At 52.6% G+C, this 19,889-nt stretch carries 15 protein-coding genes, 1 tRNA gene, 3 rRNA genes and 1 other annotated feature; of the genes, 11 read left to right on the top strand and 8 right to left on the bottom strand.

The window, feature by feature from the left end:
- Positions 1-138: 138 nt before the first annotated feature.
- Positions 139-513, bottom strand: a complete 375-nt coding sequence (locus ACOQH0_RS17050) for a DUF2799 domain-containing protein (protein ID WP_089600696.1) — start codon at positions 511-513, stop codon at positions 139-141.
- Positions 514-726: 213 nt separating this feature from the next.
- Between ACOQH0_RS17050 and aroF the strand changes: the two genes are divergently transcribed.
- The 3 genes from aroF to ACOQH0_RS17035 are packed head-to-tail and all read left to right on the top strand — an operon-like array spanning position 727 to position 3,862.
- On the top strand, positions 727-1,797 hold the full coding sequence (gene aroF, locus ACOQH0_RS17045; RefSeq protein ID WP_010434135.1) for a 3-deoxy-7-phosphoheptulonate synthase AroF: 1,071 nt from the start codon (positions 727-729) through the stop codon (positions 1,795-1,797).
- Positions 1,798-1,807: 10 nt separating this feature from the next.
- Entirely contained in the window at positions 1,808-2,929 is a 1,122-nt protein-coding gene (gene tyrA, locus ACOQH0_RS17040; protein ID WP_120159269.1) for a bifunctional chorismate mutase/prephenate dehydrogenase, read from the top strand.
- Positions 2,930-2,989: 60 nt separating this feature from the next.
- Complete coding sequence (locus ACOQH0_RS17035) at positions 2,990-3,862, top strand: SMP-30/gluconolactonase/LRE family protein (protein WP_010434131.1); 873 nt, start codon at positions 2,990-2,992, stop codon at positions 3,860-3,862.
- Here ACOQH0_RS17035 and pheA read toward each other — a convergent pair.
- From pheA to bamD, 4 genes are all read right to left on the bottom strand, one after another.
- Positions 3,859-5,019 (bottom strand): bifunctional chorismate mutase/prephenate dehydratase, encoded by a 1,161-nt coding sequence (gene pheA / locus ACOQH0_RS17030; RefSeq protein ID WP_010434130.1) that lies wholly within the window; start codon positions 5,017-5,019, stop codon positions 3,859-3,861. The two genes, ACOQH0_RS17035 and pheA, sit on opposite strands and share 4 nt — an antisense overlap.
- Before the next feature lie 30 nt (positions 5,020-5,049).
- Positions 5,050-5,175 (bottom strand) — a sequence feature (Phe leader region).
- Positions 5,127-5,174 (bottom strand): pheA operon leader peptide PheL, encoded by a 48-nt coding sequence (gene pheL, locus ACOQH0_RS17025; protein WP_100249759.1) that lies wholly within the window; start codon positions 5,172-5,174, stop codon positions 5,127-5,129. It overlaps the preceding feature by 48 nt.
- 103 nt (positions 5,176-5,278) lie before the next feature.
- Entirely contained in the window at positions 5,279-5,620 is a 342-nt protein-coding gene (raiA, locus tag ACOQH0_RS17020; RefSeq protein ID WP_008502470.1) for a ribosome-associated translation inhibitor RaiA, read from the bottom strand.
- A gap of 270 nt (positions 5,621-5,890) precedes the next feature.
- Positions 5,891-6,628, bottom strand: coding sequence for an outer membrane protein assembly factor BamD (gene bamD / locus ACOQH0_RS17015; protein ID WP_010434129.1), 738 nt, complete (start codon positions 6,626-6,628; stop codon positions 5,891-5,893).
- Between the two features lie 131 nt (positions 6,629-6,759).
- On the opposite strand from bamD, the gene rluD reads away from it, so the two are divergent.
- From rluD to ACOQH0_RS16975, 8 genes are all read left to right on the top strand, one after another.
- Positions 6,760-7,740 (top strand): 23S rRNA pseudouridine(1911/1915/1917) synthase RluD, encoded by a 981-nt coding sequence (gene rluD, locus ACOQH0_RS17010; protein ID WP_010434127.1) that lies wholly within the window; start codon positions 6,760-6,762, stop codon positions 7,738-7,740.
- The gene (yfiH, locus tag ACOQH0_RS17005) at positions 7,737-8,468 is read left to right on the top strand and encodes a purine nucleoside phosphorylase YfiH (protein WP_120159267.1); all 732 of its coding nucleotides are present in this window, start codon (positions 7,737-7,739) and stop codon (positions 8,466-8,468) included. Before rluD ends, yfiH begins: the two co-directional genes overlap by 4 nt.
- A 129-nt stretch (positions 8,469-8,597) precedes the next feature.
- Positions 8,598-11,171, top strand: coding sequence for an ATP-dependent chaperone ClpB (clpB, locus tag ACOQH0_RS17000; RefSeq protein WP_089600687.1), 2,574 nt, complete (start codon positions 8,598-8,600; stop codon positions 11,169-11,171).
- Between the two features lie 428 nt (positions 11,172-11,599).
- Positions 11,600-13,139: ribosomal RNA gene (locus tag ACOQH0_RS16995) — 16S ribosomal RNA — on the top strand.
- Between the two features lie 85 nt (positions 13,140-13,224).
- Positions 13,225-13,300 (top strand) — tRNA-Glu (locus tag ACOQH0_RS16990).
- Positions 13,301-13,492: 192 nt separating this feature from the next.
- Positions 13,493-16,399, top strand: a 23S ribosomal RNA gene (locus tag ACOQH0_RS16985).
- Between the two features lie 68 nt (positions 16,400-16,467).
- Positions 16,468-16,583 (top strand): 5S ribosomal RNA (gene rrf, locus ACOQH0_RS16980).
- Together the 16S, 23S and 5S rRNA genes with 1 tRNA gene alongside form the textbook arrangement of a ribosomal RNA operon.
- A 213-nt stretch (positions 16,584-16,796) precedes the next feature.
- On the top strand, positions 16,797-18,092 hold the full coding sequence (locus ACOQH0_RS16975) for an MFS transporter (RefSeq protein ID WP_029485167.1): 1,296 nt from the start codon (positions 16,797-16,799) through the stop codon (positions 18,090-18,092).
- Here ACOQH0_RS16975 and ACOQH0_RS16970 read toward each other — a convergent pair.
- From ACOQH0_RS16970 to ACOQH0_RS16960, 3 genes are read right to left on the bottom strand one after another with little or no spacing between them, the layout of a single operon-like run.
- Positions 18,089-18,412 carry a YfiM family lipoprotein gene (locus ACOQH0_RS16970; protein WP_010434103.1) on the bottom strand — a complete coding sequence of 108 codons (324 nt, stop codon included), beginning with the start codon at positions 18,410-18,412 and terminating at the stop codon, positions 18,089-18,091. The genes ACOQH0_RS16975 and ACOQH0_RS16970 overlap by 4 nt on opposite strands.
- Positions 18,413-18,457: 45 nt before the next feature.
- Positions 18,458-19,810, bottom strand: a complete 1,353-nt coding sequence (pssA, locus tag ACOQH0_RS16965; RefSeq protein WP_237702340.1) for a CDP-diacylglycerol--serine O-phosphatidyltransferase — start codon at positions 19,808-19,810, stop codon at positions 18,458-18,460.
- On the bottom strand, positions 19,791-19,838 hold the full coding sequence (locus tag ACOQH0_RS16960; protein ID WP_214594211.1) for a hypothetical protein: 48 nt from the start codon (positions 19,836-19,838) through the stop codon (positions 19,791-19,793). The genes pssA and ACOQH0_RS16960 overlap by 20 nt, the downstream gene beginning before the upstream one ends.
- Between the last annotated feature and the right edge of the window lie 51 nt (positions 19,839-19,889).

Raw genomic sequence — 19,889 nt, 5'->3', positions numbered from 1 at the left:
TGCTCTGGAAATAGTTGTCCTTAAGAGTTGTTGGCAGAATACCATTGTTTATCAACGCCGTCATTATGTCAGAAAAATCGCAGGCCAGACTTAAGCTAAATCCTACAATTGCTTATATTTGGACATTAAAAGCCAGACTCAATTAAGTCTGCTGGTACTCATACTTTCATCCATCCCTTTTTGCCATGACTCATGCAGCTTTGCTGCATTTTCGGCAGTATCACAACTGGCAGGAAAAGATTTACCTGCTAATCCCCATGCGTGAATAAAACCCTCTTCACACACTTTCTTCTGACCGTCAGTATAACCCCGGAGATATTCACTCCGATCGACATGGGGGTCGTTAAAACTATCGGCCAGGGTTTGATTATCTTTAACCGGCAGGCCATTCATGGCGTCTTCTTTACCTGCATCAAACCAACTCGGGCTGGTCCAGTCAGGCTGGAAGGTGTAAGGATTGATCTGGCAACCTGATAAGAACAGAGACAACAGCGTGAGAGCAATTGAACGCATAGCCATTCTCCTTTTTCTTCAGCATAGCCTGGCTAATGAAAGTCCGTCTGTAATTTAAAGTTTACGTTTTTATCGGCTGATTTTTGCAATAAATTGGCTTGTGTAAACTAATGTGTACGTATTTTGGATTGAAATGTTTACTTTTTATGGTATGGTGGTTTCACCTCTTTGAGGAAAACAACTATCGCAAACGAGCTTGACAGGATCGCCATCATGCAAAAAGACGCGCTGAATAACGTACATATCACTGACGAACAGGTTTTAATCACTCCGGATCAGCTTAAAGCGGAATTTCCGCTGAGCATTGCGCAGGAAGCTCAAATCGAGCACTCGCGCCAGACCATTTCTGACATCATCGCTGGCCGCGACCCGCGCCTGCTGGTGGTTTGCGGTCCTTGCTCCATTCACGATCCTGAAACCGCCATTGAGTACGCTCGTCGATTTAAAGCATTAGCGGAGGAGGTCAGCGATAGCCTCTATCTCGTGATGCGCGTCTATTTTGAGAAGCCACGTACTACCGTGGGCTGGAAAGGGTTGATTAACGATCCGCACATGGATGGCTCGTTTGATGTGGAAGCAGGACTGAAAATTGCGCGTCGCCTGCTGGTGGAACTGGTGAGCATGGGGCTGCCGCTGGCTACCGAAGCGCTGGATCCGAACAGCCCGCAGTACCTGGGCGATCTCTTCAGCTGGTCTGCGATTGGTGCGCGTACCACGGAATCACAAACCCACCGCGAGATGGCGTCTGGCCTGTCGATGCCGGTCGGTTTTAAAAACGGTACCGATGGCAGTCTGGCGACGGCGATTAACGCGATGCGCGCTGCCGCAATGCCGCACCGTTTTGTCGGTATCAACCAGGCGGGCCAGGTGTGCCTGCTGCAAACGCAGGGCAACCCCGATGGCCATGTGATCCTGCGCGGCGGTAAAGCACCAAACTACAGCCCGGCTGATGTCGCGCAGTGTGAAAAAGAGATGGAACAGGCAGGACTGCGCCCGGCGCTGATGGTAGATTGCAGTCATGGTAATTCGAATAAAGATTACCGTCGCCAGCCTGCGGTTGCGGAATCGGTGATCGCACAGATTAAAGATGGCAACCGTTCCATTATCGGCCTGATGATTGAGAGCAACATTCATGAAGGCAATCAGTCATCGGAACAACCGCGTAGCGCAATGAAGCATGGCGTCTCCGTTACGGATGCCTGCATCAGCTGGGAAACCACCGATGCGCTGCTGCGTGAGATCCACAAAGATTTGAACGGCCAGCTGGCGACGCGTCTGGCTTAAGAGGGTAGTTATGGTTGCTGAATTGACCGCATTACGCGATCAAATTGATGAAGTGGATAAGGCGCTGCTGGACCTGCTGGCGCGCCGCATGGCGCTGGTTGCTGAAGTCGGTGAGGTCAAAAGCAAATACGGCCTGCCGATTTACGTCCCGGAACGCGAAGCCTCTATGCTCGCCTCCCGCCGTAAAGAGGCTCAGGCGCTGGGCGTTTCTCCGGATTTAATTGAAGATGTCCTGCGCCGCGTGATGCGCGAATCTTACTCCAGTGAAAATGACAAAGGCTTCAAAACCCTTTGTCCTTCGCTGCGCCCGGTAGTGATTGTCGGCGGCGGCGGTCAGATGGGCCGTCTGTTTGAAAAAATGCTGACGCTTTCTGGCTACCAGGTACGCATTCTGGAAAAAGAAGACTGGGAGCATGCCCCGGAACTCATGAAAGATGCCGGAATGGTTATTGTCAGCGTCCCGATCCACGTGACGGAGCAGATCATCGGGAAGCTTCCTCCTTTACCGGATGATTGCATTCTGGTGGATCTGGCTTCCGTCAAAAATGGTCCGCTGCAGGCGATGCTGGCTGCGCATACGGGCCCGGTACTGGGTCTGCACCCGATGTTTGGCCCGGACAGTGGCAGTCTGGCGAAGCAGGTAGTCGTCTACTGTGATGGGCGTCAGCCGGAAGCATACCAGTGGTTCCTGGAACAAATTCAGGTGTGGGGGGCGCGACTGCACCGCATTAGCGCAGTTGAGCACGACCAGAACATGGCCTTCATTCAGGCGCTGCGCCACTTTGCAACCTTTGCCTATGGTCTGCATCTGGCGGAAGAGAACGTGCAGCTTGAACAACTGCTGGCGCTCTCTTCACCTATCTATCGTCTGGAACTGGCGATGGTCGGGCGCCTGTTTGCTCAGGATCCACAGCTTTACGCGGACATTATTATGTCCTCCGAAAACAACCTGGCGCTGATCAAGCGCTACTATCAGCGCTTTGGCGAAGCTATTACGCTGCTGGAGCACGGAGACAAGCAGGCGTTTATCGACAGCTTCCGTAAGGTAGAGCACTGGTTCGGCGATTACGCCACGCGTTTCCAGAGCGAAAGCCGCACGCTGTTGCGTCAGGCAAATGACAGTCGCCAGTAATGCGATGATGTATATACTGAAAGCCAGCATTGCTGGCTTTTTTCATTTTGGGGACCTGTCATGGCTGAACCGCAGCTGCTGTTGAATTACACCGGACATTTGCCAGAGTGCCCGACGTGGAGTGCGGAAGAGAATGCACTCTACTGGGCGGATATTCTGGAAGGGGAGATCCATCGTTATCATCTGCCCACGGCAGAACACACCGTGCTCTCTTTTCACGAAGAGGTGGGCTGTTTCGCGCTGCGCGAGCGTGGCGGGTTTATTGTGGCGATGCGTACGGGGATCTGGCTGACCGATAAACACGGTCTGCTCCGGCGCAAGGTGTGCGATAACCCGTCCAACCCGCAGCTTGCTCGTTTTAACGACGGGGGTACCGACCATCTGGGACGGTTCTATGCAGGCACCTTCTGGGGGCCGGGAGATTATAACGGTGCCATGCTGATGCGTATCGATAACGACCTGACGCCGAAAGTGATCCAGTGTGATATTCACGGGCATAACGGCTTAGCGTTTAGTCCGGACAAGCAGTGGATGTTTACCTCAGACACGCCAAACGGCGTGATCTACCGTACGCCGCTTGATGAGCAGGGCGAACCCGGCAAGCGCGAGGCGTTTCGCCGGTTTAACGAGGGGGAAGGCATACCCGACGGTGCGGCTATGGATGAAGAAGGCTGCTACTGGAGCGCGCTGTTTGACGGCTGGCGTATTGCCCGTTTTTCACCGCAAGGGGAGCAACTTGAAGAATACCGCATGCCGGTACGTTGCCCGACGATGGTCTGTTTTGGCGGTGATGACATGAAAACGCTGTTTATTACCACCACGCGGGAAAATATGGATGCGGAAGAGGTGGCGAAATACCCCCTCTCCGGTGCCATCTTCACCCTGCCCGTCAGCGTGGCAGGGATGAAGAAAAGTCGATTTATTGAACATTAAGCCGGGTCAACCGGGACCACGTTCTCGCTCGGATAGCAGCCCAGCACTTTCATGGAGCGCGTGATTTCGCCGAGTTCGCGCAGGGCTTTCTGCATGGATGCAGATTCCAGGTTGGCCTGGATATCGAGGTAGAACATCTCTTCCCACGGATTACCGTGGATCGGACGTGATTCCAGCTTTGTCATGATCAGATTGTGATTACGCAGTACCAACAGCGCTTCAACCAGTGCGCCTGCCTGCTGGCCGGTAGCCATAAGCAGGGTCGTTTTTGCCGGAACCTGATCCGAGACATCAATCGCTTTACGCGCCAGCACCACGAAACGGGTGATGTTTTGCGTCTGGTTTGCCAGATTGCGTTCAAGCACCTGCAGGCCATACAGCGCGCCACCCGCTTCGCTGCCGAGCGCGGCGACGGTTGGAGAGTTAGCCTGCGCCACTTTTTCCATCGCCGCCGAGGTGCTTTCAGTGTACTCAATTTTCCAGTTCGGATAGCGGTTAAGGAACTGGCTGCACTGTTGGAACGGTTGAGGATGGCTGTAAACCGTTTCGATCTTACTCAGGTCGGTTGAGCCGGAGACCAGCACGCAGTGGTCGATTGGGATTGTCAGCTCGCCAACCAGCGACAGGCTGGTGTGCTGGAGCAGATCGTAGACATCATTAATGGCGCCGGAACTGGTGTTCTCAATAGGCACCACGGCGTAGTCCGCCTGGCCGGTTTCTACCTGATTGAAAATATCAGCAAATTTCGCACAGCCGCTCTCAATGAACTCTTCGAAATGGCGGGCAGCGTACTGGCGCGCAGCCAGGTGGGAGTAGGAGCCTTTTGGACCGAGGAACGCGACGCGTGCAGAGTGCGGGTTGGTTTTGTTCAGATGCTGCTGGAGCAATGCTTGCTGGGTCAGAACGGAATCTTCGATGATGAGCTGGAACAAACGGGTGATGTAGTGGGCATCAAGATGATGCGCTTTGCCGAGCTGAATCAACCGTTCCAGTAAATCGCGCTCGCGGTCGATATCGCGCACGGGGCGGTGAGAGTCCAGCTTGGCTTTACCCACCTCGACGGCGAGGGCGCGGCGTTCGGCCAACAGCGCCAGTAATTTCTCGTCCAGCGCGCTGATTTTTACGCGCAGATCCAGTAACGGGTTTTCCGGTGTCATAGTGTTGCCTGTCTCGTTTTATCGTTATCAATAAAAAAGGCCTCCCGCTGTGGGAGGCCTTGTTGTTCGTCTTCGCATTCTTTATCACACGACGAAACGCCTCCCAGTCAGGGGAAGGTAAAAAAGAATGCGAAGAAGAACGGCGTAAGTTTCATAAAGTCATCCTGAAATTGATACCGTTAAAGTACCCGTACTGTTTTCACCCTGTCAATAAAAAACGCGCCCGAAGGCGCGTTGGCGGTACACTCAATTTAAAGGATTACTCTTCTTCAACTTCTTCCGCGAAGCTGGCGTCTTTCACCGATGTTGTGGCGCGACGGGCTTCACCTTTGTGTTGCACTTTATTGAGCTGCCGTTCCAGCTTGTTGATCAAATCGTTAATAGCGGTGTACATATCCTCGTGTTTTGCGCTGGCGACCAGATGGCCGTTTGGAGTATTGATAGTTGCGTCAGCGATGAAACCCTGCGGTTCCTTGGACAGAATGATATGTGGGTTAATCAAATGTGTTTGCCATTTATCCAGTTTGGCGAGACGGTCTGCGACGTGCTGGCGAATTGCCGGAGTAATTTCCATTTGTTTACTGGTAATGTTCATTGTCATAAATTTTACCTCTTGTCTTTCCGTCTTGGTGATTCCAGCATACCCGACCTAATGTCAAAATGTGTGATTTAGATCACGTTATTTTGTCACTTTTTGTCAGGGAATCTTTTTTGTGAGGCAGGGCAGGAAGAGGTGAGATTTACCTTGTCGAAGATAAAAATTGGGGCCATAGTTGACTGGATGTGTTGAGGCTAAAGCGCTTCAGCGGGTGACAGAAATGAATAAAAAAATCGGCAGCCCTGAGGCTGCCGATTTGCATTGACGCTTCTGTCAGGTGTTGCTGCTGTTCGCGGCGATGATTTTCGCGACCTTTTCAGCCTGCGAAGTCATCTGCATCTGACGATAGGCATTTTCCATCAGCTTCAGGCCATCGCGCGTTGCCTGAGTGTCCGGGTAGTCACGCAGCATACCTTCAACACGGTTAACCACAGCAACCCAAGCGCCACGGCGGGTGTAGTACTCAGCCACGGAGTATTCATATTTCGCCAGACGATCTTTCAGGAACACCAGACGCTTGGTGGCATCGGTAATGTACTGACTGTTCGGGTAGCCGCGCACCAGCTTGGAGAAGTCATTGAAGGCATCACGTGCGTGCTGCGGGTCACGGTCAGAACGATCCACGCCGAAGAAGCCCTGCAGTGCACTGTCATCCAACGCCATGTTGGTCAGTCCGCGCATATACATGACATAATCGATGTTAGGATGAGTTGGGTTCAGACGCATGAAGCGATCGATGGTGGCCTGAGCCAGCGGAAGATCGGCATTTTTATAGTACGCGTAGATAAGATCTAACTGTACCTGCTGTGAATAGGGACCAAATGGATAGCGATTATCCAACGCTTCCAGTTGCGTTATCGCCTGTTTCCAGTTACCGTCCTGCAACTTTTGTTGTGCAGTCGCATAGATTTCATTCGGCGGATTGTCAGGGACCTGTTCATTTGAACCGGAGCAGCCCACCAAAGCCAGGCTCAACGTGGCCGCTGCCACCAGATATTTCATGCGCGTCATGACGTTTTGACTTTCCTCAAATGTTTGTCCGGGAGAAACTCTGTTCCTGCTCCCGATTAAGACCAGCTACAATAGCACACTATATTAAACGGCAAAGCCGTAAAACCCAACGTTAAACGAAGAAGCAGTTTATGGCACAACGAGTAGAACTCACCGCAACAGTCTCCGAAAATCAGCTCGGTCAACGCTTAGATCAGGCTTTGGCCGAATTGTTCCCTGATTATTCGCGTTCACGCATAAAAGAATGGATCCTTGACCAGCGCGTGATGGTAAACGGCAAGATCTGGGACAAACCAAAAGAGAAAGTGTTAGGTGGGGAAGCTGTCGCCATCAATGCTGAAATCGAAGAGGAAATCCGCTTCGAGCCGCAGGATATCCCACTGGACATCGTCTATGAAGATGATGACATTCTGGTGATCAACAAGCCGCGCGACCTGGTTGTTCATCCGGGCGCGGGGAATCCTGACGGTACGGTACTTAACGCACTTCTCCATTATTATCCGCCAATCGTTGATGTACCGCGCGCCGGTATTGTGCACCGTCTGGATAAAGACACCACGGGTCTGATGGTAGTGGCAAAGACCGTTCCTGCCCAGACCCGTCTGGTGGAATCCCTGCAGCTGCGCGAAATCACCCGTGAGTATGAAGCAGTAGCCATTGGTCATATGACCTCTGGCGGCACGGTTGAAGAGCCTATCAGTCGCCACCCTACCAAACGTACCCATATGTCGGTGCACCCGATGGGTAAACCAGCGGTGACGCACTACCGCATCATGGAACATTTCCGCATACATACGCGCCTGCGTCTGCGTCTGGAAACCGGCCGTACTCACCAGATCCGCGTGCATATGGCGCACATTACCCATCCGCTGGTGGGGGATCAGGTCTACGGTGGTCGTCCACGTCCGCCAAAAGGCGCGTCTGATGAGTTCATTTCTGTACTGCGTAAGTTTGACCGTCAGGCACTGCACGCAACCATGCTGCGTCTTTACCACCCGATTACGGGGATTCAGATGGAATGGCATGCGCCGATCCCACAGGATATGGTGGAACTTATCGACGCCATGCGCGCTGACTTTGAAGAACATAAGGATCACGTGGACTGGTTATGACCAAACTGATTGTTCCAGAGTGGCCGCTGCCCGAAGGCGTGGCTGCCTGCAGTTCGACCCGAATCGGCGGTGTGAGCCAGGGTGCGTGGGAGTCGTTGAACCTCGGCGCGCACTGTGGTGACAACCTGGAACACGTTGAAGAAAACCGTAAACGTCTGTTTGCTGCGGGCAAGTTACCGTCTAAACCTGTCTGGCTTGAGCAGGTTCACGGCAAGGATGTGTTGACGCTATCGGGGGAACCCTATGCGTCTAAACGTGCCGATGCCTCCTACAGCAACACGCCAGGAACGGTGTGCGCCGTGATGACCGCTGACTGCCTGCCGGTTCTGTTCTGTAACCGTGCGGGCACTGAAGTCGCGGCAGCTCATGCGGGCTGGCGTGGTCTGTGTGAAGGTGTGCTGGAAGAGACTGTCGCCTGCTTTAACGATGAGCCAGACAATATCATCGCCTGGCTCGGCCCGGCCATTGGTCCTCGCGCATTTGAAGTGGGACCAGAGGTCCGCGAAGCCTTTATGGAAAAAGATCCGCAAGCAGTGGAAGCCTTCCTGCCTTCAGGAGGTAAATATCTGGCCGATATCTACACGCTCGCTCGTCAGCGCCTGAATAACGTGGGCGTAACGCAGATCTTCGGCGGCGATCGCTGTACCTTCACCGAAAAGGGTGATTTTTTCTCTTATCGCCGCGACAAGACGACGGGTCGTATGGCAAGTTTCATTTGGCTGATATAACCTAAAGAATCAAGACGATCCGGTACGTGCCGTTTTCTTTTCACATAATTCAGGTCATTAACCTTGAATAATTGAGGGATGACCTCATTTAATCTCCAGTAGCAAATTTGACCTGTAATGGGAGGAGTTATGCGTCTGGATCGTCTTACTAATAAATTCCAGCTTGCTCTCGCCGATGCCCAGTCTCTCGCACTGGGGCACGACAACCAATTTATCGAACCTCTTCATTTAATGAGCGCCTTGCTGAATCAGGAAGGGGGATCGGTACGTCCTTTATTAACGTCCGCTGGCATTAATGCTGGCCAGTTACGCACCGCTATCGATCAGGCGCTGAGCCGTTTACCGCAGGTAGAAGGTACCGGTGGTGACGTTCAACCGTCTCAGGATCTGGTGCGCGTGCTGAACCTTTGCGACAAGCTGGCGCAAAAACGTGGTGACAACTTTATATCGTCAGAGCTTTTTGTTCTGGCGGCGCTTGAATCACGCGGTACCTTAACCGACCTGCTGAAATCTGCTGGTGCAACCACCGCCAATGTGACTCAGGCGATTGAGAAAATGCGCGGAGGTGAAAGCGTGAACGATCAGGGAGCCGAAGACCAACGTCAGGCTTTGAAGAAATTTACGGTCGATCTGACCGAGCGTGCTGAACAGGGCAAACTTGACCCGGTGATCGGCCGTGACGAAGAAATTCGCCGTACTATCCAGGTACTGCAACGTCGTACCAAGAACAACCCGGTGCTGATTGGTGAACCTGGTGTTGGTAAAACCGCCATTGTTGAAGGGCTGGCGCAGCGTATTGTCAACGGCGAAGTGCCGGAGGGCCTGAAAGGCCGCCGCGTGCTGGCGCTGGATATGGGCGCGCTGGTGGCCGGTGCGAAATACCGTGGCGAGTTTGAAGAGCGTCTTAAAGGCGTGCTTAACGACCTGGCGAAACAGGAAGGCAACGTCATTCTGTTTATCGACGAGTTGCACACCATGGTCGGTGCAGGTAAAGCCGACGGCGCAATGGATGCCGGGAACATGCTGAAACCTGCGCTGGCGCGTGGTGAACTTCACTGCGTTGGTGCAACTACTCTGGATGAGTACCGTCAGTACATTGAGAAAGATGCTGCTCTTGAACGTCGTTTCCAGAAAGTGTTTGTTGCTGAGCCAAGCGTTGAAGATACCATCGCGATCCTGCGTGGCCTGAAAGAGCGCTATGAGCTGCACCACCATGTGCAGATTACGGACCCGGCAATCGTGGCCGCAGCGACGCTTTCGCATCGTTATATTGCTGACCGTCAGTTGCCGGACAAAGCGATTGACCTGATCGACGAAGCGGCATCGAGCATTCGTATGCAGATTGACTCGAAACCGGAAGAGCTGGACCGTCTTGACCGCCGTATTATTCAGCTCAAGCTGGAACAGCAGGCGTTGAAGAAAGAGTCTGATGAAGCCAGTAAGAAACGCCTGGATATGCTGAACGAAGAGCTGGACGATAAAGAACGTCAGTACTCTGAGTTAGAAGAAGAGTGGAAAGCGGAGAAAGCGTCCCTTTCTGGCACCCAGACGATCAAAGCAGAGCTGGAACAGGCAAAAATTGCCATTGAGCAGGCGCGTCGCGTCGGTGACCTGGCGCGTATGTCTGAACTACAGTACGGCAAAATCCCTGAGCTGGAGAAACAGCTTGAGATTGCGACGCAGTCCGAAGGCAAAACGATGCGCTTGTTACGTAATAAAGTGACGGATGCAGAAATTGCTGAAGTGCTGGCGCGCTGGACCGGTATTCCAGTGGCACGCATGCTGGAAGGCGAGCGTGAGAAACTGCTGCGCATGGAGCAGGATCTCCACAATCGCGTGATTGGGCAAAACGAGGCGGTTGAGGCTGTTTCCAACGCTATTCGTCGTAGCCGTGCAGGGCTTTCCGATCCTAATCGTCCAATCGGTTCGTTCCTGTTCCTGGGGCCAACCGGTGTCGGTAAAACCGAGCTGTGTAAAGCGCTGGCTAACTTTATGTTCGACAGCGACGACGCGATGGTGCGTATCGACATGTCCGAGTTTATGGAGAAACACTCCGTCTCGCGTCTGGTCGGTGCGCCTCCGGGATATGTCGGCTATGAAGAAGGGGGCTATCTGACAGAAGCGGTCCGTCGCCGCCCTTACTCCGTCATCCTGCTGGATGAAGTGGAAAAAGCACACCCAGATGTGTTCAACATTCTGCTGCAGGTGCTGGATGATGGTCGACTGACCGACGGGCAGGGGAGAACGGTCGATTTCCGTAATACGGTAGTGATTATGACGTCGAACCTGGGTTCCGATTTGATTCAGGAACGCTTCGGTGAGCTGGATTACGGCCATATGAAGGATCTGGTACTCGGTGTGGTCAGCCATAGCTTCCGTCCGGAGTTCATCAACCGTATTGATGAAGTCGTGGTCTTCCATCCTCTGGGTGAGAAACACATCGCGTCGATTGCGCAGATCCAGCTGCAGCGTCTGTATAAACGTCTGGAAGAGCGTGGATATGAAATCCACATCTCGGACGAGGCGCTGAAGCTGCTGAGCGAGAATGGTTACGACCCGGTGTACGGGGCTCGTCCATTGAAACGAGCTATCCAGCAGCAGATCGAAAACCCGCTGGCGCAGCAGATCCTTTCCGGGGAGCTGATTCCTGGCAAAGTTATCCGTCTCGAAGCCAACGACGATCGCATTGTGGCAGTGCAGTAAATCACAAAACGCAAAAACGAGCCGCTTGCGGCTCGTTTTTGTTTAAAAACCAGGCGAAAATTGAGGTTCTGGAGGTGCTTTGCCTGGAAAGTGAGCAGTCAGTAAATAATTTTCACTTTATCCTTGCAGCTTCGGAATTACTCCCTATAATGCGCCTCCACTGACACGGAACAACGGCACACACGCCGCCGGGTCAGCAGAGAAAAGCGAAAATAAACGCTTGACTCTGAAGCGGGAAAGCGTAATATGCACACCCCGCGCCGCTGCGAAAAGCGAAGCGGCACTGCTCTTTAACAATTTATCAGACAATCTGTGTGGGCACTCAAAGTGACATGGATTCTTAATGTCTTCGGACAATAAATGAATACCAAGTCTCTGAGTGAACATACGTAATTCATTACGAAGTTTAATTCACGAGCATCAAACTTAAATTGAAGAGTTTGATCATGGCTCAGATTGAACGCTGGCGGCAGGCCTAACACATGCAAGTCGAGCGGTAACACAGGGAGCTTGCTCCCGGGTGACGAGCGGCGGACGGGTGAGTAATGTCTGGGAAACTGCCTGATGGAGGGGGATAACTACTGGAAACGGTAGCTAATACCGCATAATGTCGCAAGACCAAAGAGGGGGACCTTCGGGCCTCTTGCCATCAGATGTGCCCAGATGGGATTAGCTAGTAGGTGGGGTAACGGCTCACCTAGGCGACGATCCCTAGCTGGTCTGAGAGGATGACCAGCCACACTGGAACTGAGACACGGTCCAGACTCCTACGGGAGGCAGCAGTGGGGAATATTGCACAATGGGCGCAAGCCTGATGCAGCCATGCCGCGTGTATGAAGAAGGCCTTCGGGTTGTAAAGTACTTTCAGCGGGGAGGAAGGTGTTGAGGTTAATAACCTCAGCAATTGACGTTACCCGCAGAAGAAGCACCGGCTAACTCCGTGCCAGCAGCCGCGGTAATACGGAGGGTGCAAGCGTTAATCGGAATTACTGGGCGTAAAGCGCACGCAGGCGGTCTGTCAAGTCGGATGTGAAATCCCCGGGCTCAACCTGGGAACTGCATTCGAAACTGGCAGGCTAGAGTCTTGTAGAGGGGGGTAGAATTCCAGGTGTAGCGGTGAAATGCGTAGAGATCTGGAGGAATACCGGTGGCGAAGGCGGCCCCCTGGACAAAGACTGACGCTCAGGTGCGAAAGCGTGGGGAGCAAACAGGATTAGATACCCTGGTAGTCCACGCCGTAAACGATGTCGACTTGGAGGTTGTGCCCTTGAGGCGTGGCTTCCGGAGCTAACGCGTTAAGTCGACCGCCTGGGGAGTACGGCCGCAAGGTTAAAACTCAAATGAATTGACGGGGGCCCGCACAAGCGGTGGAGCATGTGGTTTAATTCGATGCAACGCGAAGAACCTTACCTACTCTTGACATCCAGAGAACTTTCCAGAGATGGATTGGTGCCTTCGGGAACTCTGAGACAGGTGCTGCATGGCTGTCGTCAGCTCGTGTTGTGAAATGTTGGGTTAAGTCCCGCAACGAGCGCAACCCTTATCCTTTGTTGCCAGCGGTCCGGCCGGGAACTCAAAGGAGACTGCCAGTGATAAACTGGAGGAAGGTGGGGATGACGTCAAGTCATCATGGCCCTTACGAGTAGGGCTACACACGTGCTACAATGGCGCATACAAAGAGAAGCGACCTCGCGAGAGCAAGCGGACCTCATAAAGTGCGTCGTAGTCCGGATTGGAGTCTGCAACTCGACTCCATGAAGTCGGAATCGCTAGTAATCGTAGATCAGAATGCTACGGTGAATACGTTCCCGGGCCTTGTACACACCGCCCGTCACACCATGGGAGTGGGTTGCAAAAGAAGTAGGTAGCTTAACCTTCGGGAGGGCGCTTACCACTTTGTGATTCATGACTGGGGTGAAGTCGTAACAAGGTAACCGTAGGGGAACCTGCGGTTGGATCACCTCCTTACCTTAAAGAACCTGCCTTTGTAGTGTCCACACAGATTGTCTGATGAAAAGTAAATAGCAAGGCGTCTTGCGATTGAGACTTCAGTGTCCCCTTCGTCTAGAGGCCCAGGACACCGCCCTTTCACGGCGGTAACAGGGGTTCGAATCCCCTAGGGGACGCCACTTGCTGGTTCGTGAGTGAAAGTCACCTGCCTTAATATCTCAAAACTCATCTTCGGGTGACGTTTGAGATATTTGCTCTTTAAAAATCTGGATCAAGCTGAAAATTGAAACGACACACATGTTATGTGTGTTCGAGTCTCTCAAATTTTCGCAAGTCGATGATGAATCGAAAGAAACATCTTCGGGTTGTGAGGTTAAGCGACTAAGCGTACACGGTGGATGCCCTGGCAGTCAGAGGCGATGAAGGACGTGCTAATCTGCGAAAAGCGCCGGCGAGGTGATATGAACCTTTGACCCGGCGATGTCCGAATGGGGAAACCCAGTGTGTTCCGACACACTATCGTTAACTGAATACATAGGTTAACGAGGCGAACCGGGGGAACTGAAACATCTAAGTACCCCGAGGAAAAGAAATCAACCGAGATTCCCCCAGTAGCGGCGAGCGAACGGGGAGCAGCCCAGAGTCTGAATCAGCTTGTGTGTTAGTGGAAGCGTCTGGAAAGTCGCACGGTACAGGGTGATAGTCCCGTACACGAAAGCACACTTGCTGTGAACTCGAAGAGTAGGGCGGGACACGTGGTATCCTGTCTGAATATGGGGGGACCATCCTCCAAGGCTAAATACTCCTGACTGACCGATAGTGAACCAGTACCGTGAGGGAAAGGCGAAAAGAACCCCGGCGAGGGGAGTGAAAAAGAACCTGAAACCGTGTACGTACAAGCAGTGGGAGCCTCTTTTATGGGGTGACTGCGTACCTTTTGTATAATGGGTCAGCGACTTATATTCTGTAGCAAGGTTAACCGTATAGGGGAGCCGAAGGGAAACCGAGTCTTAACTGGGCGTTAAGTTGCAGGGTATAGACCCGAAACCCGGTGATCTAGCCATGGGCAGGTTGAAGGTTGGGTAACACTAACTGGAGGACCGAACCGACTAATGTTGAAAAATTAGCGGATGACTTGTGGCTGGGGGTGAAAGGCCAATCAAACCGGGAGATAGCTGGTTCTCCCCGAAAGCTATTTAGGTAGCGCCTCGTGAATTCATCTTCGGGGGTAGAGCACTGTTTCGGCTAGGGGGCCATCCCGGCTTACCAACCCGATGCAAACTACGAATACCGAAGAATGTTATCACGGGAGACACACGGCGGGTGCTAACGTCCGTCGTGAAGAGGGAAACAACCCAGACCGCCAGCTAAGGTCCCAAAGTCATGGTTAAGTGGGAAACGATGTGGGAAGGCACAGACAGCCAGGATGTTGGCTTAGAAGCAGCCATCATTTAAAGAAAGCGTAATAGCTCACTGGTCGAGTCGGCCTGCGCGGAAGATGTAACGGGGCTAAACCATGCACCGAAGCTGCGGCAGCGACGCGTATGCGTTGTTGGGTAGGGGAGCGTTCTGTAAGCCGTTGAAGGTGGCCTGTGAGGGTTGCTGGAGGTATCAGAAGTGCGAATGCTGACATAAGTAACGATAATGCGGGTGAAAAGCCCGCACGCCGGAAGACCAAGGGTTCCTGTCCAACGTTAATCGGGGCAGGGTGAGTCGACCCCTAAGGCGAGGCCGAAAGGCGTAGTCGATGGGAAACAGGTTAATATTCCTGTACTTGGTGTTACTGCGAAGGGGGGACGGAGAAGGCTATGTTAGCCGGGCGACGGTTGTCCCGGTTTAAGCATGTAGGCGGAGAGTTTAGGTAAATCCGGACTCTTTTTAACGCTGAGGTGTGATGACGAGGCACTACGGTGCTGAAGTAACAAATGCCCTGCTTCCAGGAAAAGCCTCTAAGCATCAGGTAACATCAAATCGTACCCCAAACCGACACAGGTGGTCAGGTAGAGAATACCAAGGCGCTTGAGAGAACTCGGGTGAAGGAACTAGGCAAAATGGTGCCGTAACTTCGGGAGAAGGCACGCTGATATGTAGGTGAAGCCCCTGCGGGTGGAGCTGAAATCAGTCGAAGATACCAGCTGGCTGCAACTGTTTATTAAAAACACAGCACTGTGCAAACACGAAAGTGGACGTATACGGTGTGACGCCTGCCCGGTGCCGGAAGGTTAATTGATGGGGTTAGCGGCAACGCGAAGCTCTTGATCGAAGCCCCGGTAAACGGCGGCCGTAACTATAACGGTCCTAAGGTAGCGAAATTCCTTGTCGGGTAAGTTCCGACCTGCACGAATGGCGTAATGATGGCCAGGCTGTCTCCACCCGAGACTCAGTGAAATTGAACTCGCTGTGAAGATGCAGTGTACCCGCGGCAAGACGGAAAGACCCCGTGAACCTTTACTATAGCTTGACACTGAACACTGGTCCTTGATGTGTAGGATAGGTGGGAGGCTTTGAAGCGTGGACGCCAGTCTGCGTGGAGCCGACCTTGAAATACCACCCTTTAATGGCTGGTGTTCTAACGTAGACCCGTTACCCGGGTTGCGGACAGTGTCTGGTGGGTAGTTTGACTGGGGCGGTCTCCTCCCAAAGAGTAACGGAGGAGCACGAAGGTTAGCTAATCCTGGTCGGACATCAGGAGGTTAGTGCAATGGCATAAGCTAGCTTGACTGCGAGAGTGACGGCTCGAGCAGGTGCGAAAGCAGGTCATAGTGATCCGGTGGTTCTGAATGGAAGGGCCATCGCTCAACGGATAAAAGGTACTCCGGGGATAACAGGCTGATACCGCCCAAGAGTTCATATCGACGGCGGTGTTTGGCACCTCGATGTCGGCTCATCACATCCTGGGGCTGAAGTAGGTCCCAAGGGTATGGCTGTTCGCCATTTAAAGTGGTACGCGAGCTGGGTTTAGAACGTCGTGAGACAGTTCGGTCCCTATCTGCCGTGGGCGCTGGAGAATTGAGGGGGGCTGCTCCTAGTACGAGAGGACCGGAGTGGACGCATCACTGGTGTTCGGGTTGTCATGCCAATGGCATTGCCCGGTAGCTAAATGCGGAAGAGATAAGTGCTGAAAGCATCTAAGCACGAAACTTGCCCCGAGATGAGTTCTCCCTGACCCTTTAAGGGTCCTGAAGGAACGTTGAAGACTACGACGTTGATAGGTCGGGTGTGTAAGCGCAGCGATGCGTTGAGCTAACCGATACTAATGAACCGTGAGGCTTAACCTTACAACGCCGAAGGTGTTTTGGCGAAGAGACACGATATTTTCAGCTTTGATACAGATTAACAGAATTTGCCTGGCGGCTTTAGCGCGGTGGTCCCACCTGACCCCATGCCGAACTCAGAAGTGAAACGCCGTAGCGCCGATGGTAGTGTGGGGTCTCCCCATGTGAGAGTAGGGAACTGCCAGGCATCAATTAGAAGAACCCCGTACCGTAAGGTGCGGGGTTTTTTGCTTTTGGATTTTCTCTTAATTAGCCTTTCTCCTAATCGCTTATCCTGCTAATGGAATGTGTGATCTTCATCGCAATGTCTGTTATAACAAAATTATAACATTTCATTTACGAGGCGATCGAGTCTTTCTGGACTCAACACGCCGCTGTTTATGGCTGGAGCATAATCACAATGACAGAAAGCATTGCATCAAACGGGACGCTGGCTAACAGTGATACCCGCAGAAGGGTATGGGCAATCGTCAGTGCCTCTTCAGGGAATCTTGTTGAATGGTTCGACTTTTACGTCTACTCATTCTGTTCACTCTATTTCGCACATATCTTCTTTCCTTCGGGAAACACCACAACGCAGTTGCTACAAACGGCAGGGGTATTCGCTGCAGGATTCTTAATGCGGCCAATCGGTGGCTGGCTGTTCGGTCGCATTGCGGATCGTCGTGGTCGTAAGGCATCCATGCTGATCTCGGTTTGTATGATGTGCTTTGGCTCGCTGGTGATCGCCTGTTTGCCAGGGTATGAAACGATTGGTACATGGGCACCGGCGCTACTTTTGCTGGCTCGCTTATTCCAGGGGCTATCAGTCGGGGGCGAATACGGTACCAGCGCGACTTACATGAGTGAGATTGCACTGGAAGGCCGTAAAGGTTTTTACGCCTCATTCCAGTACGTCACGCTAATTGGTGGTCAACTGTTGGCCATCCTTGTCGTGGTGATCCTGCAGCAGATTTTGACGGATGAACAGCTTCACACCTGGGGATGGCGGATTCCTTTCGCCATGGGCGCTGTACTGGCTATCGTCGCACTTTGGCTGCGTCGTCAGTTAGATGAGACCTCTCAGAAGGAAGTCAGAACGCTGAAGGAGGCAGGAACATTCAAAGGGTTATGGCGCAACCGCAAGGCTTTCCTGATGGTACTGGGCTTTACTGCGGGCGGCTCTCTCAGTTTTTACACTTTCACCACTTATATGCAGAAGTATCTGGTGAACACTACAGGTATGCATGCGAATGTCGCCAGCGTTGTCATGACGGTGGCTTTATTTGTTTTTATGCTCATACAACCGCTCATCGGAGCGCTCTCGGATAAGATGGGTCGACGTACGTCGATGCTCATTTTTGGCGGATTATCTGCATTATGTACCGTTCCCATTTTGACTGCGCTTCAGCATGTTTCCTCACCGTATGCGGCATTTGCGCTGGTGATGGTGGCAATGGTGATCGTTAGTTTCTATACCTCGATCAGCGGCATACTCAAGGCGGAAATGTTCCCGGCTCAGGTTCGTGCGCTGGGGGTTGGGCTTTCGTATGCAGTGGCGAATGCGATTTTTGGCGGGTCTGCGGAATACGTTGCCCTGTCGCTAAAATCATGGGGCAGTGAAACAACGTTTTTCTGGTATGTCACGGTGATGGGGGCTCTGGCTTTCATCGTGTCCCTGATGCTGCACCGCAAGGGTAAAGGTATTCGGCTTTAATAATGCGCCATCTGCCATACGGCATAGCCGGTCGTTGCGCCGGCGACATCCCAGGCAAAATCTTTCCAGCTCCAGCCGCTCCCTGCGGGGCGGCTGTCCCAAAGCTCTTTTGATGCTCCAAGGCTTACTGAGAACATCAGGCCGATTGCCGCACTCCGATCCCTGCTGTATCCCTGATGTTGCGCATACTCATTACCGGCAGCGGACAACATGGCAGAAGCGATAAAGTGTTGGGCTTTATCCTGACCCGACCAGCTATCGTTAGCCATGTGGCTACATCCTGTCAGGCACAAGAGGGCGAATAAGAGGGGGATGCGCATTAACGAACTCCATAAAAAAGCCCTGCTAATGACAGGGCCTGAACATTACAGAATACGGCTGATAAGGCGGTCTATCCGGATCCGACGTAAACGACGAATAAGTTTACGGACCTTCACAGGATAATCGGCAATGCTTTGCAGATCGCGGTAATGGCGAACGACAGTAGTATGAGTACGAATCAATTCCAGCTCGCGCTCGCGTTTCGCGGCTAATTCATGCTGCGGATCGTGGATCAAAATGGCATTTTCCAGATCCAGGCGCCAGGCGCGTGGATTCAGGTTATTGCCTGTTAGCAGCATCCACTCATCGTCGACCCACATACCTTTAAGGTGATAGCTGTTGTCTTCCTCTTTCCAGAGACGCACAACCAGTTGGTCGGTATTCACATAGTACTGCAAACGGCTCAGGAATCGACGCAGGTTGATCTCATAGAGATAAGGTAACGCGCCGATAATCTTGAACGGCTGATCTTCCGGAATGAAGAAGTCGTTTGCCGTTTTATCCCCGACAATGATTTCCACTTTTTTACCATCACGCAGCAGCTGGATAATATTGCGAACCAGCACCGCGGGAAGGTTAAAGTACGGCGTGCAGATGGTCAGTTTCTGTTCCGCACACGGCATTAAATGGAAAATGGTCTTGTTCAGCAGGCTCGATTTGCCTAAACCAACGAGTGGCGTAACGGAAAGCTCTTCGTTATTGGCATCGCCCTGAAAATGATACACCGCATCGCGCAGCTCCTGACGGAAAGTGCGAACATCGTTTTTGATTTCGGGGCTTTTAGGTCGATGGGGATCGTCGAGACGGTTCACGCCACGGCCATGGACCAGGTGTCTGTCAACCCAGTTAAACATGATATCCGCCATCTGCGCATTGCGAATCAGATGGTAGCGGTCATAGCGATATTTATCGAGCTGATGGAGATAAACGTCATTCAGACTCGCGCCACTGTAGAGGACGCTATCATCAATAATGAAGCCTTTGAAATGCAGAACGCCGAGTGCTTCACGGGTATTGACCGGTACGCCATAAACCGGCACATCGACGCCAGGGTTCTCCTGCGCCGTACGGCAATACCAGTCAGCATTCGTGTTAGATGCCGCCGCACCAATGCGGCCGCGCTGTGCACGGTGCCAGTCGACCAGAACGCGAACATCCAGCTCCGGACGTTGACGCTTAGCTTCATAGAGCGCGTTCAGGATCGCGCGCCCGCCTTCATCTTGTTCAAGATACAGCGCCACAATACAAATACGTCGCGTAGCGCTGGCGATCTTTTCCAGGATCGTCTCCCGAAAATGAGCGGGAGCGTAAAAGAACTCTACATCATCAACTGACTGAGAAATCTTCGGTAGTTGAGCAAGGTGTTGTTGATGTTTATTACGCTTGAATTTTGACAACATCACAGTGCGTTTCTTCTCTGTTCATTGAAGGGTTGTCTGTAGCATGCAAACAACATAAGCGGACAATGATACCCCA

The sequence above is a fragment of the Enterobacter sp. JS8-1 genome, assembly GCF_049187015.1.
In the GTDB taxonomy this organism is placed as follows: Bacteria; Pseudomonadota; Gammaproteobacteria; order Enterobacterales; family Enterobacteriaceae; genus Enterobacter; species Enterobacter mori.
This window is presented reverse-complemented; position numbering and strand designations above follow the sequence as displayed.

Excerpts from the sequence above, each read along its gene's own strand:
- pheA (WP_010434130.1), bottom strand. The coding sequence starts at position 5,019 with ATGACACCGGAAAACCCGTTACTGGATCTGCGCGTAAAAATCAGCGCG.
- ACOQH0_RS16975 (WP_029485167.1), top strand. The coding sequence starts at position 16,797 with ATGACAGAAAGCATTGCATCAAACGGGACGCTGGCTAACAGTGATACC.
- clpB (WP_089600687.1), top strand. The coding sequence starts at position 8,598 with ATGCGTCTGGATCGTCTTACTAATAAATTCCAGCTTGCTCTCGCCGAT.
- aroF (WP_010434135.1), top strand. The coding sequence starts at position 727 with ATGCAAAAAGACGCGCTGAATAACGTACATATCACTGACGAACAGGTT.
- yfiH (WP_120159267.1), top strand. The coding sequence starts at position 7,737 with ATGACCAAACTGATTGTTCCAGAGTGGCCGCTGCCCGAAGGCGTGGCT.
- ACOQH0_RS17035 (WP_010434131.1), top strand. The coding sequence starts at position 2,990 with ATGGCTGAACCGCAGCTGCTGTTGAATTACACCGGACATTTGCCAGAG.
- bamD (WP_010434129.1), bottom strand. The coding sequence starts at position 6,628 with ATGACGCGCATGAAATATCTGGTGGCAGCGGCCACGTTGAGCCTGGCT.
- rluD (WP_010434127.1), top strand. The coding sequence starts at position 6,760 with ATGGCACAACGAGTAGAACTCACCGCAACAGTCTCCGAAAATCAGCTC.
- ACOQH0_RS17050 (WP_089600696.1), bottom strand. The coding sequence starts at position 513 with ATGCGTTCAATTGCTCTCACGCTGTTGTCTCTGTTCTTATCAGGTTGC.
- tyrA (WP_120159269.1), top strand. The coding sequence starts at position 1,808 with ATGGTTGCTGAATTGACCGCATTACGCGATCAAATTGATGAAGTGGAT.
- raiA (WP_008502470.1), bottom strand. The coding sequence starts at position 5,620 with ATGACAATGAACATTACCAGTAAACAAATGGAAATTACTCCGGCAATT.
- ACOQH0_RS16970 (WP_010434103.1), bottom strand. The coding sequence starts at position 18,412 with ATGCGCATCCCCCTCTTATTCGCCCTCTTGTGCCTGACAGGATGTAGC.